Source organism: Lysobacter sp. 2RAF19, assembly GCF_052115395.1.
GTDB lineage: Bacteria > Pseudomonadota > Gammaproteobacteria > Xanthomonadales > Xanthomonadaceae > Noviluteimonas.
In genome coordinates this window covers 1,165,765-1,179,419 of sequence record NZ_JBFRGO010000001.1, presented here as the reverse complement: position 1 = coordinate 1,179,419, position 13,655 = coordinate 1,165,765, and the positions used below count along the sequence as shown (strand labels likewise).

Here is a 13,655-nt window from a genome sequence, read left to right as displayed (position 1 = left end):
GGCCGTGGGGCCCCGGATTCAACCGATTCGCAGGCGGTCCTGCGACGAGGGGATGCTCATGGCTTCCCGGTATTTGGCCACCGTCCGCCGTGCGACGGGCACGCCGGAGGCCTTCAGCGACTCGGCCAGGCGGGCGTCGGACAGCGGCTTGCGCGGGTCCTCGGCCTCGACCAGGCGGCGGATCATGGCCTGGATGGCGGTGCTGGACGCTTCCCCACCCGAGCCGGTGTCGATGCCCGAGGCGAAGAACGCGCGCAGCGGAATGGTGCCGCGCGGGGTGCGCACGAACTTGCGCGCGATCGCGCGGGAAATCGTCGATTCGTGCAGGCCGACTTCGCCGGCGACTTCGCGCAGCGTCAGCGGACGCAGCGCCTGGTCGCCGAATTCCAGGAACGCCGACTGCTGCCGCAACAGGCAGCGCATCACCTTCAGCAAGGTATCGCCGCGCGCTTCGAGCGACTTGAGCAACCAGCGCGCTTCCTGCAGGCGACCGCGCAGGTACACCGCATCGTTTTCGCTCGCCGAACGGATCATGCGTTCGTAACCGCGATGGATGGAGATGCGCGGCCGCGCACCGGCCGCGAGCGCGACGCGCCACTGGCCCTGCTGGCGCCACACCACGCAATCGGGCGTGACATAGGTATCGGCGGACAAGCCGCCCAACTGCGCGCCGGGGCGCGGTTCGAGCGAGCGCAGCAGGTGCACCGCCAATTCGATGTCGGCGTGCGGGCGATGCAGTTCGTTCGCCAGGCCCGCCACGCCGATGCGCGGCAGGCGTTCCAGCGGACCGTCGGCCATCTTCTTCGCCAGCTCGCGGCCCGGTGTTTCCTCCGGCAGCATGGCGAGCTGGATGAGCAGGCATTCGTTGAGCGAACGCGCGCCCACGCCCGGCGGATCGAAGCGCTGCACCTGGTGCAACACGGTCAGGACCTCGTTGGGCTGCGCGGCGACTTCCGGCTGCAGGCTCTCGGCGATGGCTTCAAGCGTTTCGCGCAGATAGCCGTCGTCGTCGATCGCTTCGATGATCGCCACGCCGATCGCGCGATCGCGCAGCGACAGGTGGCTCAGGTGCAGTTGCCACAACAGGTGGTCCTGCAGCGTCTCGTCTTCGGCCACCTGTTCGGCGATCGGTTCTTCGCTGTCGGCCGGGCCGATGCGTTCGTACCAGGTTTCGTCGCCGTCCCAGGCCGAGGCGTCGGCGGGCGGCGCATCGTCGTCGTGGTCGGCGCCGTTGCCGTTGGTGTGTCCATCGCCCGGAAGGGGGTCGAGCTGCGCGGGCTCTTCCCAGTCCAGCAGCGGGTTGCTCTCCACCGCGCTGGCGATCTCGATTTCCAGTTCCGCCGTCGACAGCTGTAACAAACGAATGGCCTGACGCAACTGCGGCGTCATGACCAAATGTTGTCCCAGCGATGTCTGGAGGCGGGGCTTCATGTCGAGTCCAACGGTGTCGGTGGGAACCGACGGCCGGACGCGACGAACCTACAGGCGGAAAGCTTCGCCCAGGTACACGCGGCGGACGTCGGGGTTCGCCAGCAGCGCGTCCGGCGCCCCCTGCGCGAGCACGCTGCCTTCGTTGAGAATATACGCGCGGTCGCAGATGCCCAAGGTCTCGCGCACGTTGTGATCCGTGATGAGCACCCCGATCCCGCGCGATTTCAGGTGGCGAACGATGCGCTGGATCTCGCCCACGGAGATCGGGTCGACGCCGGCGAAGGGTTCGTCGAGCAACATCAGGCGCGGCTTGGCGGCCAGCGCGCGGGCGATTTCCACCCGGCGCCGCTCGCCGCCGGACAGGCTGGCGCCCATCTGGCCGGCGACATGGCCGACCTGGAGTTCGTCCATGAGCGACTCCAGCTCGCGCTCGCGCGCGTTGTCGTCGAGGTCTTCGCGCAGTTCGAGCACCAGGCGGATGTTGTCGGCGACCGACAGCTTGCGGAACACCGAGGGTTCCTGCGGCAGGTAGCCCACGCCCAGGCGCGCGCGGGTGTACATCGGATCGCCGGTGATATCGCGGCCATCGAGCACGATCTGCCCGGCGTCGGCCGGCACCAGGCCGACGATCATGTAGAAACAGGTGGTCTTGCCCGCGCCGTTGGGGCCGAGCAGGCCGACGACTTCGCCGGCATCGAGCGTCAGCCCGAAGTCGCGGACGACGGCGCGCGTGCGATACGACTTGCGCAACCCTTGCGCGACCAGCATCAGCGACTGCCCTGTTGCTGGGACTTGGGCACGAACTGCATCTTCACGCGCCCGTTGCCTTCACCGGTGCCCTGCACCTGGCCGGAGTGCATGTTGTACGCAATGCGCCCACCGGCGATGTTGCCGCGGCCGGGCTGGTCGATCAGCGCATCGCCCGTGAAGACGACGGTGTCGGTGGCCATGTCGTAGTCGACGTTCTGCGCACGCGCCTTGATCGTCGAACCGTCGTCGAGTTCCTGCGTCATCTGCACCGGGCTGCCGGTGAATTGCACGCGGCGGATGTCGCCGTTGGCGCGATGGATCACCGCGCGGCCGGCGAGGATCACCATCGAGCCCTGGGTGATGTGCACGTTGCCGGTGAGGATGCATTGGCCGGTGTCGCTGAGCGAACAATCGCTGCCGCCGGCTTCCACGTTCATCGGCTGGCTGCGGTCCGACGTGCGCGCACCCGCGACGGCGGCGACGCCCAACAGCGTCAACGCGAACCAGCGGTGCAGATCAGGGCGCAACAGACGACGGGACATAGCGGGCCTTTACGTTCGACGAGAAGCGGACGCGCTTGGAGTCGAGCCGCGCGTCCATGCCTTGACCGCGAAGTATAGAGCCCGGCTGGACCACCGTGACCGTCCCCGGAGAGGTGGCCCGGTTGGCCTGCGGGAAGACGTTCAGCCGCTCGGTGGCGATCGTCACGTGCCTGTCGGCGCCGCTGGCGGTCTTCGCATCGACCGCGCCGATCAGCCGCAGTTCGTCGCCATCGGCGCTCACCCAGCCGGTTTTCGAACGCACTTCCCAGCCCGCTTCACGCGTCGGCGCCTGCCCGGCGCCGGGCGAGACGGGGATGTAGAACACCGGCGTCTGGATGGTCATCGTCTGGTCGCCCGGGCTGCGCGCCAGCTTCGGCGCCTGCAGCGTGAAGGACTCCCGGCCCTGCTTGTCGAGCACGATGGCCTCGAAATTGGTCAGGACATAATCCGAGCGACCGTTGTCGGCGTTGCTGACGCGGTTCTTCGGTCGGTGTTTCCAGACCGACAACCCCATGCCCAACGCGACGACGAACAGCACGAGCAACAGCACGCCGCGCTTGCTCACCAAACGGCCGAAGTCCGGTCGCTCCACCGTCACGAAGCCCGCTCCACGCGCACGCCAGTGACGTGCACGATGTCGGCCAACAGGTCTTCGGCATGGCCTTGCGCGGCGAGCAGCAGATCGCAGACTTCGCGCGCCGCGCCTTCGCCGCCGCGCGCATGCGTGCGCCAATGCACGCGCTCGCGGGTCCATGCATGCGCCTGCGCCGGCGCGACCGACAGGCCGACCTGCAGCATCACGCGCAAATCGGCGAGGTCGTCGCCCATGAAGCACACCTGGTCGAGCGTCAGCCCCAGGCGTTGCGCGATGCCTTCCACGCACGCGAGCTTGTCGCTCACGCCGGTGTGCGATTCCACGCCCAGCTCCGCCGCGCGCTTCTCCGCCGCGGCACTGGCGCGCGCAGTGACGAACGCCACCGCGATGCCCTTGCGCTGGATCAGCTTGAGACCGAGCCCGTCGAACACATGGAAGGCCTTGGATTCGTTGCCGGCGCTGTCGATGATCAGGCGACCGTCGGTGAGCGTGCCGTCGACATCGAAGCACGCCAGGCGGATCTTCTGCGCGCGTTCGCGGATGTCGGCGGGGAAGTCGTTGAGGTGCGAGTAATTCATGTCAGACGACCCGGGCGCGGAGGAGATCGTGGATGTTCAGCGCGCCGACGACGCGACGGTCATCGTCCACGACGAGCAGGGCGTTGATCTTGTGTTCTTCCATCAGCTGCGCGGCTTCCACCGCCAGCGCATTGGCGCCGATGACTTTCGGCGCGCGTGTCATCACGGACGCGATCGACGTGGAACGCACGTCGATGCTCGCATCGTCGAGCGTGCGGCGCAGGTCGCCGTCGGTGTAGAGGCCGAGCAGGCGGCCGTCGGCGTCGACCACGGCGCTCATACCGAGGCGCTTGCGGCTCATCTCGACGAGTGTTTCGCTGAGCGTTGCGGTTTCGCGCACGCGCGGCACCTCGTCGCCGGCGTGCATCACGTCGCGGATGTGCAACAACAGGCGACGACCCAGCGCGCCGGCCGGATGCGAGCGCGCGAAATCCTCGGCGGTGAAGCCGCGCGCTTCGAGCAACGCAACCGCGAGCGCGTCGCCGAGCGCGAGCGCGGCGGTGGTGCTGGCGGTGGGCGCGAGGGCGAGCGGGCAGGCTTCGGCGGGCACGCTGGCATCCAGGTGGACGTCGGCTTCGCGCGCGAGCGACGAACCGGGGCGGCCGGTCATCGCGATCAGCAGGTTCTTCTGGCGCTTGAGGCCGGGCAGCACGGTGAGCAGTTCATCGCTTTCGCCGGAGTAGGAGAGCGCGAGCACGATGTCGGCGTCGGTGATCATCCCCAGGTCGCCGTGCGCGGCTTCGCCCGGATGGACGAAGAAACTCGGCGTGCCGGTGGAGGCCAGGGTTGCCGCGATCTTGCGCGCGACATGCCCCGACTTGCCCATGCCCGTGCACACCACGCGGCCCTTGCAGGCGAGCATGGCCCGGCAGGCCTCGGTGAACGCACCGTCGAGCCGGCCGGCGACCGCTTCCAGGCCCTGGACCTCGATGGCGATGACGCGGCGGCCGCTGGCGGCGAAGTCGAAGCCGGTGGCGTCCTGGGGAAGAGGGCGAGTCGCCATGGATGCGGATGCTCCGGGGCAGGCGGAAGACCGGGGTGGCGTTCCGCTAAACTGAAGGACGCAGTTTACAGGACCGCCCCGGAATGAACGCCGACACCATCCGCCACCTGATCGAACAAGGCCTGCCCGGTGCGCGTGCGCAGGTGCAAGGGGAGGACGGCGTGCATTTCGAAGCCACGGTCGTGTTCGCCGATTTCCAGGGCAAGTTGCCGCTCGCCCGCCATCGCATGGTGTACGCCACGCTCGGCGACCGCATGGGCGGCGAGATCCACGCACTGGCCCTCAAGACGCTCACGCCCGACGAGGCGAACGCCTGACATGCAGAAGATCCAGATCGAGGGCGGCGCGCCGCTCAATGGCGACGTGCAGATTTCCGGCGCCAAGAACGCGGTGTTGCCGATCCTGTGCGCGACCCTGCTGGCCGACGAACCCGTCGAAATCAGCAACGTCCCGCACCTCCACGATGTGGTGACCACGGCCAAGCTGCTCGCCGGCCTGGGCGCGGAGATCACCGTCGACCAGGGCACGATCGGCAAGGGGAGCGAGAGCGGGATCGTCGTCGATCCGCGCAGCGTGAACAGCCATGTTGCGCCCTACGAGTTGGTCAAGACGATGCGCGCGTCGGTGCTCGTGCTCGGGCCCTTGCTCGCGAAGTACGGTGCGGCCGAAGTGTCGCTGCCCGGTGGTTGCGCGATCGGTTCGCGCCCCGTGGATTTGCACATCAAGGGTATGCAGGCGCTCGGCGCGGAAATCAGCGTCGACCATGGTTTCATCAAGGCGCGCGCGGATCGCCTGAAGGGCGGGCGCGTGGTGTTCGACATGGTGAGCGTCGGCGCCACCGAGAATGTGTTGATGGCGGCGTGCCTGGCATCAGGCACCAGCATCCTGGAAAACGCCGCGATGGAGCCGGAGATCGTGGATCTCGCGGACTGCCTCAACGCGATGGGCGCGCAGATCGAAGGCGCGGGCAGCAATCGCATTGTCGTGCATGGTGTCGAGCGGATGCACGGCGCGAAGCACGCGGTGGTCGCCGATCGCATCGAAACCGGCACGTTCCTCGTCGCCGGCGCGATGACGGGTGGGCGCATCACGGCGCGTCGCACGCGCCCGGAAACGCTGGACGCGGTGCTCGAGAAGTTGATGCAGGCCGGTGCGCAGATCGAGGTCGAAGGCGACCGGATCACGCTCGACATGCAGGGGCGTCGCCCGAAAGCGGTGAATCTCACGACGGCGCCGCATCCGGCGTTCCCGACCGACATGCAGGCGCAATTCATGGCGCTCAACTGCATCGCCGAGGGCGTGGGCGTGATCAACGAGACGATCTTCGAGAATCGTTTCATGCACGTCCAGGAGTTGCAGCGCCTGGGTGCGGACATTCGCGTCGAGGGGCACACGGCGATCGTGCGCGGCGTGGAGAAGCTGAGCGGTGCGCCGGTAATGGCGACGGATTTGCGTGCTTCGGCTTCGTTGATCCTCGCGGGCCTGGTGGCCGATGGCGAGACGGTGATCGATCGTATTTATCACCTGGATCGTGGGTACGAGAACATCGAAGAGAAGTTGTCGGGCCTGGGCGCGCGGATTCGACGCGTCGGCTGAGGGCTGCCGCGTCACGTCGCGGAGACCGCGGTTTCTGCATGCTCGGGGCTCTCGTCATCGAGGCCTTCGATCATGACTTCTCCGATCACGGGTGAACGTTCCAACAGCAAGGTCGCTGCTGTTTTTCCGCAGGAGATCGCTGCGCGCCGCGCCGCGGAGGGTGTGAGCGCTGCGCTTTCGTTGGGCGCGGCGCAGGTGCAGGTGATCACGCCTGCCGAGCCGCATCCGGGCCGGAAGATGGAGCCGGAAAGTGCGGGGATCTGGCGCACGATCGTCGTCGCGCACGTCAAGTTGGGCATCGTGGGGATTGTCGTGGGCGCGGTCGCGTTTTTTGCGATGCGTGCGGCCGGCATCCCTTTCATCGTGAATTCGCCGGTGGCTGCGGCTTTGGTGCTGATGGGCTTTGGTGGCGTCGCTGGGTTGATGCTCGGTGGGCTGGTGGCGTTGCGGCCGGATCATGATCGTTACGTGGCGGCGACGCGGGATGCGATGGCGGCGGGGAGCACGACCGTTGTCGTGCACGCGTTCTCGGAGGAGCAGCGTGCGGAGGCGGCGGAGTTCTTGCGGGGGCAGGGTGGTGAGGTGACGTCGACGCTTTGAGCTTTTGGGTGGGTGCGCGGGAAAGCCCGCTCGAAACCGATTGGCGCGCCGCCGGGAACGTGGAGAGTTCCAAATTTTTTTGGGAAAAAAATTTGAAACTCTCCACGCTGCGGCATCACCTTGCGGGTCGCTTCGATCAAGGGGCTTTCGCCCGAGCGGGCATTGGGGGCTGCAAAGCAAGCTTTGCAGGTAGCCGATCATTCTCGGGGCAGAGCTCCTCCGACCCTTCAGCGCGTTGTCTCCTGCGGCCCGGCGTATCAGTGCGTCGATTTGAGGATGCGCTCGACATCGCGCTTAACGCGTTTGAACATCCAGGCAAGCGCGTGGGGACGCACCATGCTGCTGTCGAAGCTCGCTGCGGTGCCTGACTCGGAGAGTTGGCCCATCAGGCGCAGGTGATCGCGTAGTTCCTCGCGCCGACCCACTAGGTCCGGTAGCCTGCGCCACAGTCAGTCGAGCTGACCATCCGCGGGGAGCGTATGGGAACGACGTATCGATTCGTGCCCGGCTGCATGGGTTTATCGATTCCCTTCTTCGTTGACTGAGCGCGCCATGCAAACCATTCGCCCCGATCTCCGACTGTCATGGCTTGGAACGCCCGACGCAGGCAAGCAACTTGAGCTGTGGGCCACGATCGGTGGCGTCGACCATCAGCTCGCTGCGATCATCGCCGACGACGCGGACGAATCGCTTTGGATCGAGTTCTACGTCGACGGGAAAATCGTACAGATTCCAGTCACCAGACTGCGCCAGGCGCTGGATGCAGCCATCGACGAGGTGCATTCTGAGACCTGGTATGAAAAGAATGTCTACCCAAGTCCAGATGGCGCCGAATAACCCGATCAAGCCGACAACAGACGATGCGATTCAAGGAGCACGACATGACGCCCATCAGGACATGGTTCATCGCCTTTGCGATTTTTTCCGCCGACGCTTCGCTTCCCGCCAACGCGGTTGAAGCGGTCGGACCTTACACATACTCGAACCTCGCTGTCCGCGACGGTGTCTGTGGCGTGTTCGAAGCCGGCACCGAAAGCCAGTTCCCCGCGGCGATCAAGCTCGTCATCGACACCCGCCCGAACGACCACTGGCACGCGCCGCGCGGAACACTCATCGGCTGTCATTCCGTTTCCCACCTCCAATCTTGCGAAGACGAGCACTACTACTGCTTTCGCACCACTGCCACGCATTTCGCAGTACCGAAGGAGCGCGGCCTGCGTGTCGGGCAGCGATGGGAGACGATGGCAAACAAGTTTGAAGTGATTCGTACCGAAGACCTGACCTTCTTTGGCACGCACTTCAAGACCTTCGTCATCGCAACCCCGAACAAGCAGGATGGGACCACTTACTTCTATTGGTCCGAGGACGCCGGGCTGGTGGCAATGCGCGACCTGATGCGTTTGAACGGGGAGGAGTCGGTCGAGGCGTCGGTGTTGGAAGGCGCCAAGGGGTTTCCCTTTTGATGCGCATGCCGCCGATGAACCGTGGACGATTCCTGGCGTTCGCGACCTTGCTTTGGTGCTTCGGCGTCTCTGCCTCGGAATCGATCCGCGCGCCGCAGTACTGGTTGTTCCTGATCCAGAAGGACTTCGAGGCGTCGTGCAACGTCGAGCGTTTCAAGGTCGGTACCGTTGTCGCCGGCTATAACGGTCTCAGGGAAGAGCAGTGGTTCTTGCATACGTGCCACGGGGACGTCGAATATTGGGTCTCCTACTACCCGGAATCGGCATTCCCGGACCGCGCTACCCCATACGAAGTCCGACCCGTGACGCTGACTGGCGGCGGACATCAGCGGCCCAAGTAGCCGCCTGGAGGCGACATGTGCAGGAACATCAAAACCCTATTCAACTTCGCCCCGCCGGCGACGGACGACGAAATCCGCGCCTCGGCCGTGCAATTCGTCCGCAAGCTGAGCGGGTTCAACGCGCCATCGAAGGCCAACGAAGCCGCATTCAACCTGGCCGTGCAGCAAGTCAGCGACGCGGCGACGACGCTCATCAATTCGCTCACGACGTTCAGTCCGCCGAAGAACCGGGAAGCCGAGCGGAGCAAGGCTGCGGCGCTTTCGGTCAAGCGCTTTGGCGCACGCTGAAACCATGTCGATAGCCGTCACCATCATCGTCCTGGCGGCAACGCTTTTCTTCGCCATCTACGTCACGTGGCTTTTCGCGACGCGCATCCGCTCCGGCGAATCCGCGCCAAAAAGCTTCCTGCGATGGCTGCGAGACCTCTACGACCTCGCACTAGGCCTATAGCCGCCCAAGGGCGGCCCCGCTTCACCCATCCAATCGCCGCGAAGGCACCTTGCCCGAGAGAGGACATCGCGCTGGCGCGGACGTTGCACCGCGTATGCCGCGATGTCCTCGACGGGCGAGGTGCCGGCCCGTCGGGTGTGCTGGCAGTCGGCGCGTGCCCACGACGCGCGACGCCCCCCCTCACCGAGTTGTGTCGCGCGACCATCAGTCGAAGTGCGCAGCGGTGCGTCGTGCTGGATGTCCTTTTGCGGAGCGTTTGCTTTTCAGCGGAGTCAAAAGGACATCCAGCACGGCGTGCCGATGCGCCCATCGGGTGGCGACGCCCACAACCCGACGACGCCAATTCTTCGAACAAAAAAAAGCCCCGCATTGCGGGGCTTTCTTGATGAAGACATCGATTCACTTCATCGACTTGAGCTGCAAATCGACCTCATCCTGCCCATCCTTCCGCTGCAGAATCCGCGCAGGCGCAGGCATCCCGTCGACGATCCACACCAACGTCTGCTTGTTCCCGTCAGTCCGCTCAACCTTGGTGGCCTGCCGCGCCTTCCCGCCGACCGTGATCGACTCCTTCCCGGCCACCGTATAGACCATGTCCTTCGCACGCCCATCGTCGACCATCCGATAACGCAACGGCTTCCCCGCCGCGACATCACGCGCCAACGCCAGATTCACCAACATCGCATCCAGATCCCCAGGCTTGAGCTCCACCGGCCCAGCCCGATCCGGCTTCACGTTGCCCGTCCACGTCGCGACACCCTTGTCCCAATCGTACTGCGCGTTCTTGACGACCTTCTTGATCAGGACCGACGAATTGTCGCTGCCCGACACCGGACGCCACTGCCCACCGTTCTCCTCGAACATCGTGACCTGGCTCAACGAAGCAAGACTGCTCTGGATACTCAACGAATACTTCCACTGCGCACCCGCAGGCGCGAGCTGCATGTGCGCATTGCCTTCCATGCCCATGTAATTGGCCACGTACTCGGCATTGAACGACTTCAGCGACGGCCCTGCGGCGAACGCAGGCAAGGACACGCACGCCACCAATGCAGCTGCGACGAACGCGCGACTCAAACGATTGAAAGAACGCATGGGCAAGCTTCCTATTGGTACGCGACCAGTTGCAGTTCGAGATCCCCGTCATCGTCGTGCTGCACGATGCGGACGGGCGTCGGAACGGATTCGACGACCCAGAAAGTGGTGGCATTGCCGCCGCCGCGCACGCGATCCACGCGCAACGCCGCGTAAGCCAGATCATCGACGACCTGCGACTCGCGCGCGGCCGCCACACGGTACTCCTGGTCGCGCGCACGCCCGTCGTCGACGAACCGGTAGTGAAGCGTGGCCCCGGGGGCCGCGTCGCGCAACATCGCCAGGTTGATCAACAGCGCGTTCATGTCCCCGGCCTGCAGCGGCACCGGCGCGCGGCGGGTCTTCTTCACGTCGCCCGTCCACTGCGCGAGATTGCGCGACCAATCGTAGGTCCCGGTGATCTGCTTGCGGCTGAAGAGCGCCTTGCGCACGGTCGCCTGGCTCAGCGGCCGGAAACCACCGGGCGTTTGATCGAACACCGTGCTCTGTTGCAGGTCGAGGTTGGCCAGCGACAGCAGGCCGTGGGTGGCTTCGATGCGCAGGTCGATCCGCCAGCGGGCGTGGTCGAGGGCCACCAGTTCCAGCGTGGCATCGCCCAGCGGCTTGCCGTCGCGGAAGACCGCATAGCGGGCGTTGAAGGGGAACAATGCCTGGACCGCCGGTTCCGGCGCCGCGAGCGTGGTCGCCGCCGGCGCAGGCGCCTGCTGCGCAGCCGCCGGGCATGCCCCTGCGACCACGACCAGCGCGGCAACCAGCAGGGGGCGGACGAAGGAAGTCACCGGGTGGGCAGGGCCATGCAGTCGGGATCGGCGGAATCTAAGGGCAGCGGAGCCAACAGGGGATGACCGTCGAGGAGGACCGTGTCCCCCTGTTCAGCGATCCGGCCCGCCACCGCCAGGCCCAGGACCTTCACCAGCAAGGGGTGTTCGGCGGCGAGCACGCGTTCGGCCAACGCGTCGGGGGTGTCGCCGGGCAACACGGGCACGCGGGCCTGCGCGATGACCGCCCCTGCGTCGAGTTCGGGGCTGACGAAGTGGACACTCGCGCCATGCTCGGCGACGCCGTCGGCGATCGCGCGTGCATGCGTCTTCAGGCCGCGATACGCCGGCAGCAGCGAGGGATGGATGTTGAGTACGCGTCCGCGGAAGCGTTCGACAAACGTTTCATCGAGCACGCGCAGATAGCCCGCGCACACGATCCAGTCCGGCTGCACCGCGTCGATCGCATCAGCGAGCTCCGCGTCGAATTCCTCGCGCGGCGCATACGACTTCGCATCGCGGCTCCAACGCAATTGCGCGGGCACGCGTTCGAGCGCCGGCGCATTGAGCCGATTGGAAAACACGCCGACGATGTCCGCATCGAGCGAACCGGCGGCGATCGCATCCAGCAGCGCCTGCAGGTTGCTGCCGCGCCCGGAGGCGAGGATGGCGAGGCGGCGCTTCATGCGGCCACCGCCCTGCGCGGGAAGGCGAACAGCGCGCCGATCGTGGCGAGCAACATGTCCGCATGCGCGTCCCACGGATCGCCTTGCTGGCCGTTGTAGGACTCGGCGTCATCGGGCGAAAGCGACAGCGCGACGCCCCACTCGAACCATTCGTAGACCAGGCTGCTGCACATGATCGCGCCGACCGCGAGCGCGAAGGCATGGCGCGGCGACAACGCGGGCCAGCGGCGCAATGCGTGTTCGCGCAACGCCGGCGCGAAGCACAGCCCGTACAGGAAATGGATGACGCGATCGGCGGGGTTGCGCTGCAACGAGAACGCCTCCGTCGGCGACCACGTGAACAAGGTGCGCGCCCACGCATCGAAGGGCACGTACGAATACAACCAGTGCGATGCGATCGCATGCGCGGTGATGAAACCGCAGATCGCAACGAAGTCCTGCACGCGCATCGACCAGCGCCTGTCGTGCAACACCAGCCAAACGAGGGCGACCACCGTCAGGCTGGAATGCAGCGCCTGTTCGGCGGGCCACAAGGGCTTGATCCACGATGCGGCGAAGACCGCCAGCGTGACGGCCAAGGCGGCGCGCTTGATGTGTTCGGCGGGGGCCGCATCGACCGGCCGCGTCACAGGGCGGGTCGACACGATGGCGTTCCTCAACCGATGCGCACGCGTTCCGCGCCGCTGGCTTCGACCACCTGTCCGATCTCGCGATGCGCGAGGCCAAGGCGTTTCAGGTCGTCGGACACCGCGGACACCGCGTCGCGCGCGAGGACGAGCACGAAGCCCACGCCGCAATTGAAGGTGCGCCACATTTCTTCGCGCGGCACCGCGCCTTCGCGCTGCAGCCAATCGAACACGGGCGGAAGCACGATGGCCGACGCTTCGATGTCGAGGCCCAGGCCGTCGGGGATCACGCGGATGATGTTCTCCGTCAGGCCGCCGCCGGTGATGTGCGCCATCGCATGGAGATCGTGCTTGGCGAGCAGTTCGAGGATCGGCTTGACGTACAACTGCGTCGGCGCCATCAGCGCATCGACGAGCTTCACGCCGCCGACGTCGAGGTCGGCCGGGCGGCCCGCACGATCGTAGATGCGGCGCACGAGCGAGTAACCGTTGGAATGCGGGCCCGAGGAGGCGATGCCGAGCAGCACGTCGCCCGCGCGCACCTTCGCGCCGTCGAGGATCTGCGACTTCTCGACCGCGGCAACGCAGAAGCCGGCCAGGTCGTATTCGCCCGGCGGGTACATGTCGGGCATCTCGGCGGTTTCGCCACCGATCAGCGCGCAGCCGGAGAGTTCGCAGCCCTTGGCGATGCCGCCGACGACGGCGACCGTCGTATCGACATCCAGCTTGCCGGTGGCGAAATAATCGAGGAAGAACAGCGGCTCGGCGCCCTGCACGAGGACGTCGTTGACGCACATCGCGACCAGGTCGATGCCGATGGTGTCGTGGCGATTGAGCTGCTGGGCGAGCTTGAGCTTGGTGCCCACGCCGTCGGTGCCGGAGACCAGCACCGGCTCCTTGTACTTGCCCGTCAGGTCGAACAGCGCGCCGAAGCCGCCCAGGCCGCCCATCACTTCGGGCCGGAAACTGCGCTTGACCAGCGGCTTGATGCGTTCGACGACTTCGTTGCCCGCGTCGATGTCGACGCCGGCGTCCCGGTAGGTAAGCGGAGTGGGGGTGGTCACGCGGGTGGCCATTGGACGCCGGAAAGCGGCAAGGAGGAGGATTTTAGCAGGCGCGGCGGACGCGCCGGGTTGGCGC

General features: G+C 66.2%; 19 protein-coding genes. 7 read left to right on the top strand and 12 right to left on the bottom strand.

What is annotated here, in order from left to right:
- Positions 1–18: 18 nt before the first annotated feature.
- The 6 genes from AB4059_RS05775 to AB4059_RS05750 are packed head-to-tail and all read right to left on the bottom strand — an operon-like array spanning position 19 to position 4,899.
- Positions 19–1,431 (bottom strand): RNA polymerase factor sigma-54, encoded by a 1,413-nt coding sequence (locus tag AB4059_RS05775; RefSeq protein WP_498977411.1) that lies wholly within the window; start codon positions 1,429–1,431, stop codon positions 19–21.
- A gap of 48 nt (positions 1,432–1,479) precedes the next feature.
- Positions 1,480–2,199, bottom strand: a complete 720-nt coding sequence (gene lptB, locus AB4059_RS05770; protein ID WP_498960689.1) for an LPS export ABC transporter ATP-binding protein — start codon at positions 2,197–2,199, stop codon at positions 1,480–1,482.
- Entirely contained in the window at positions 2,199–2,723 is a 525-nt protein-coding gene (lptA, locus tag AB4059_RS05765) for a lipopolysaccharide transport periplasmic protein LptA (protein WP_498977409.1), read from the bottom strand. The genes lptB and lptA overlap by 1 nt, the downstream gene beginning before the upstream one ends.
- A complete protein-coding gene (gene lptC, locus AB4059_RS05760) occupies positions 2,698–3,273 on the bottom strand; it encodes an LPS export ABC transporter periplasmic protein LptC (protein ID WP_498977407.1) in 576 nt (191 codons plus the stop codon). Before lptC ends, lptA begins: the two co-directional genes overlap by 26 nt.
- 44 nt (positions 3,274–3,317) lie before the next feature.
- Positions 3,318–3,896: a KdsC family phosphatase gene (locus AB4059_RS05755; protein WP_498977405.1), complete on the bottom strand. Its 579-nt coding sequence runs from the start codon at positions 3,894–3,896 to the stop codon at positions 3,318–3,320.
- A 1-nt stretch (position 3,897) separates the two neighbouring features.
- Positions 3,898–4,899 carry a KpsF/GutQ family sugar-phosphate isomerase gene (locus AB4059_RS05750; RefSeq protein WP_498977403.1) on the bottom strand — a complete coding sequence of 334 codons (1,002 nt, stop codon included), beginning with the start codon at positions 4,897–4,899 and terminating at the stop codon, positions 3,898–3,900.
- Between the two features lie 83 nt (positions 4,900–4,982).
- Between AB4059_RS05750 and AB4059_RS05745 the strand changes: the two genes are divergently transcribed.
- From AB4059_RS05745 to AB4059_RS05735, 3 genes are all read left to right on the top strand, one after another.
- Positions 4,983–5,216, top strand: a complete 234-nt coding sequence (locus tag AB4059_RS05745) for a BolA family protein (protein ID WP_498960682.1) — start codon at positions 4,983–4,985, stop codon at positions 5,214–5,216.
- A 1-nt stretch (position 5,217) separates the two neighbouring features.
- Complete coding sequence (gene murA / locus AB4059_RS05740; RefSeq protein WP_498960680.1) at positions 5,218–6,495, top strand: UDP-N-acetylglucosamine 1-carboxyvinyltransferase; 1,278 nt, start codon at positions 5,218–5,220, stop codon at positions 6,493–6,495.
- Positions 6,496–6,567: 72 nt separating this feature from the next.
- Positions 6,568–7,095, top strand: coding sequence for a hypothetical protein (locus AB4059_RS05735; RefSeq protein ID WP_498977401.1), 528 nt, complete (start codon positions 6,568–6,570; stop codon positions 7,093–7,095).
- Between the two features lie 257 nt (positions 7,096–7,352).
- Here the strand turns inward: AB4059_RS05735 and AB4059_RS05730 are convergent, their stop codons facing one another.
- Complete coding sequence (locus tag AB4059_RS05730; RefSeq protein WP_498977399.1) at positions 7,353–7,520, bottom strand: XAC0095 family protein; 168 nt, start codon at positions 7,518–7,520, stop codon at positions 7,353–7,355.
- 127 nt (positions 7,521–7,647) lie between these two features.
- Between AB4059_RS05730 and AB4059_RS05725 the strand changes: the two genes are divergently transcribed.
- The 4 genes from AB4059_RS05725 to AB4059_RS05710 are packed head-to-tail and all read left to right on the top strand — an operon-like array spanning position 7,648 to position 9,187.
- The gene (locus tag AB4059_RS05725; RefSeq protein ID WP_498977397.1) at positions 7,648–7,932 is read left to right on the top strand and encodes a hypothetical protein; all 285 of its coding nucleotides are present in this window, start codon (positions 7,648–7,650) and stop codon (positions 7,930–7,932) included.
- Positions 7,933–7,976: 44 nt separating this feature from the next.
- Positions 7,977–8,558 (top strand): hypothetical protein, encoded by a 582-nt coding sequence (locus AB4059_RS05720; protein WP_498977395.1) that lies wholly within the window; start codon positions 7,977–7,979, stop codon positions 8,556–8,558.
- Positions 8,558–8,899 (top strand): hypothetical protein, encoded by a 342-nt coding sequence (locus AB4059_RS05715; protein WP_498977393.1) that lies wholly within the window; start codon positions 8,558–8,560, stop codon positions 8,897–8,899. Before AB4059_RS05720 ends, AB4059_RS05715 begins: the two co-directional genes overlap by 1 nt.
- A gap of 15 nt (positions 8,900–8,914) precedes the next feature.
- Entirely contained in the window at positions 8,915–9,187 is a 273-nt protein-coding gene (locus AB4059_RS05710; protein ID WP_498977391.1) for a DUF2277 domain-containing protein, read from the top strand.
- A 562-nt stretch (positions 9,188–9,749) separates the two neighbouring features.
- On the opposite strand, the gene AB4059_RS05705 is transcribed toward AB4059_RS05710, so the two are convergent.
- From AB4059_RS05705 to purM, 5 genes are read right to left on the bottom strand one after another with little or no spacing between them, the layout of a single operon-like run.
- A complete protein-coding gene (locus AB4059_RS05705; RefSeq protein ID WP_498977389.1) occupies positions 9,750–10,445 on the bottom strand; it encodes a DUF3108 domain-containing protein in 696 nt (231 codons plus the stop codon).
- Positions 10,446–10,456: 11 nt separating this feature from the next.
- A complete protein-coding gene (locus tag AB4059_RS05700) occupies positions 10,457–11,224 on the bottom strand; it encodes a DUF3108 domain-containing protein (protein WP_498977387.1) in 768 nt (255 codons plus the stop codon).
- Positions 11,221–11,889, bottom strand: a complete 669-nt coding sequence (gene purN, locus AB4059_RS05695; RefSeq protein ID WP_498977385.1) for a phosphoribosylglycinamide formyltransferase — start codon at positions 11,887–11,889, stop codon at positions 11,221–11,223. Before purN ends, AB4059_RS05700 begins: the two co-directional genes overlap by 4 nt.
- Complete coding sequence (locus AB4059_RS05690; protein WP_498977383.1) at positions 11,886–12,533, bottom strand: DUF2238 domain-containing protein; 648 nt, start codon at positions 12,531–12,533, stop codon at positions 11,886–11,888. The genes purN and AB4059_RS05690 overlap by 4 nt, the downstream gene beginning before the upstream one ends.
- Positions 12,534–12,544: 11 nt before the next feature.
- Positions 12,545–13,591, bottom strand: coding sequence for a phosphoribosylformylglycinamidine cyclo-ligase (gene purM, locus AB4059_RS05685; protein WP_498977381.1), 1,047 nt, complete (start codon positions 13,589–13,591; stop codon positions 12,545–12,547).
- Positions 13,592–13,655: the final 64 nt, after the last annotated feature.

Bases quoted from the DNA above. Each gene is read 5' to 3' on its own strand.
- AB4059_RS05775 (WP_498977411.1), bottom strand. From the start codon at position 1,431: ATGAAGCCCCGCCTCCAGACATCGCTGGGACAACATTTGGTCATGACG.
- lptB (WP_498960689.1), bottom strand. From the start codon at position 2,199: ATGCTGGTCGCGCAAGGGTTGCGCAAGTCGTATCGCACGCGCGCCGTC.
- lptA (WP_498977409.1), bottom strand. From the start codon at position 2,723: ATGTCCCGTCGTCTGTTGCGCCCTGATCTGCACCGCTGGTTCGCGTTG.
- AB4059_RS05755 (WP_498977405.1), bottom strand. From the start codon at position 3,896: ATGAATTACTCGCACCTCAACGACTTCCCCGCCGACATCCGCGAACGC.
- AB4059_RS05750 (WP_498977403.1), bottom strand. From the start codon at position 4,899: ATGGCGACTCGCCCTCTTCCCCAGGACGCCACCGGCTTCGACTTCGCC.
- AB4059_RS05745 (WP_498960682.1), top strand. From the start codon at position 4,983: ATGAACGCCGACACCATCCGCCACCTGATCGAACAAGGCCTGCCCGGT.
- murA (WP_498960680.1), top strand. From the start codon at position 5,218: ATGCAGAAGATCCAGATCGAGGGCGGCGCGCCGCTCAATGGCGACGTG.
- AB4059_RS05735 (WP_498977401.1), top strand. From the start codon at position 6,568: ATGACTTCTCCGATCACGGGTGAACGTTCCAACAGCAAGGTCGCTGCT.
- AB4059_RS05725 (WP_498977397.1), top strand. From the start codon at position 7,648: ATGCAAACCATTCGCCCCGATCTCCGACTGTCATGGCTTGGAACGCCC.
- AB4059_RS05720 (WP_498977395.1), top strand. From the start codon at position 7,977: ATGACGCCCATCAGGACATGGTTCATCGCCTTTGCGATTTTTTCCGCC.
- AB4059_RS05715 (WP_498977393.1), top strand. From the start codon at position 8,558: ATGCGCATGCCGCCGATGAACCGTGGACGATTCCTGGCGTTCGCGACC.
- AB4059_RS05710 (WP_498977391.1), top strand. From the start codon at position 8,915: ATGTGCAGGAACATCAAAACCCTATTCAACTTCGCCCCGCCGGCGACG.
- AB4059_RS05705 (WP_498977389.1), bottom strand. From the start codon at position 10,445: ATGCGTTCTTTCAATCGTTTGAGTCGCGCGTTCGTCGCAGCTGCATTG.
- purN (WP_498977385.1), bottom strand. From the start codon at position 11,889: ATGAAGCGCCGCCTCGCCATCCTCGCCTCCGGGCGCGGCAGCAACCTG.
- purM (WP_498977381.1), bottom strand. From the start codon at position 13,591: ATGGCCACCCGCGTGACCACCCCCACTCCGCTTACCTACCGGGACGCC.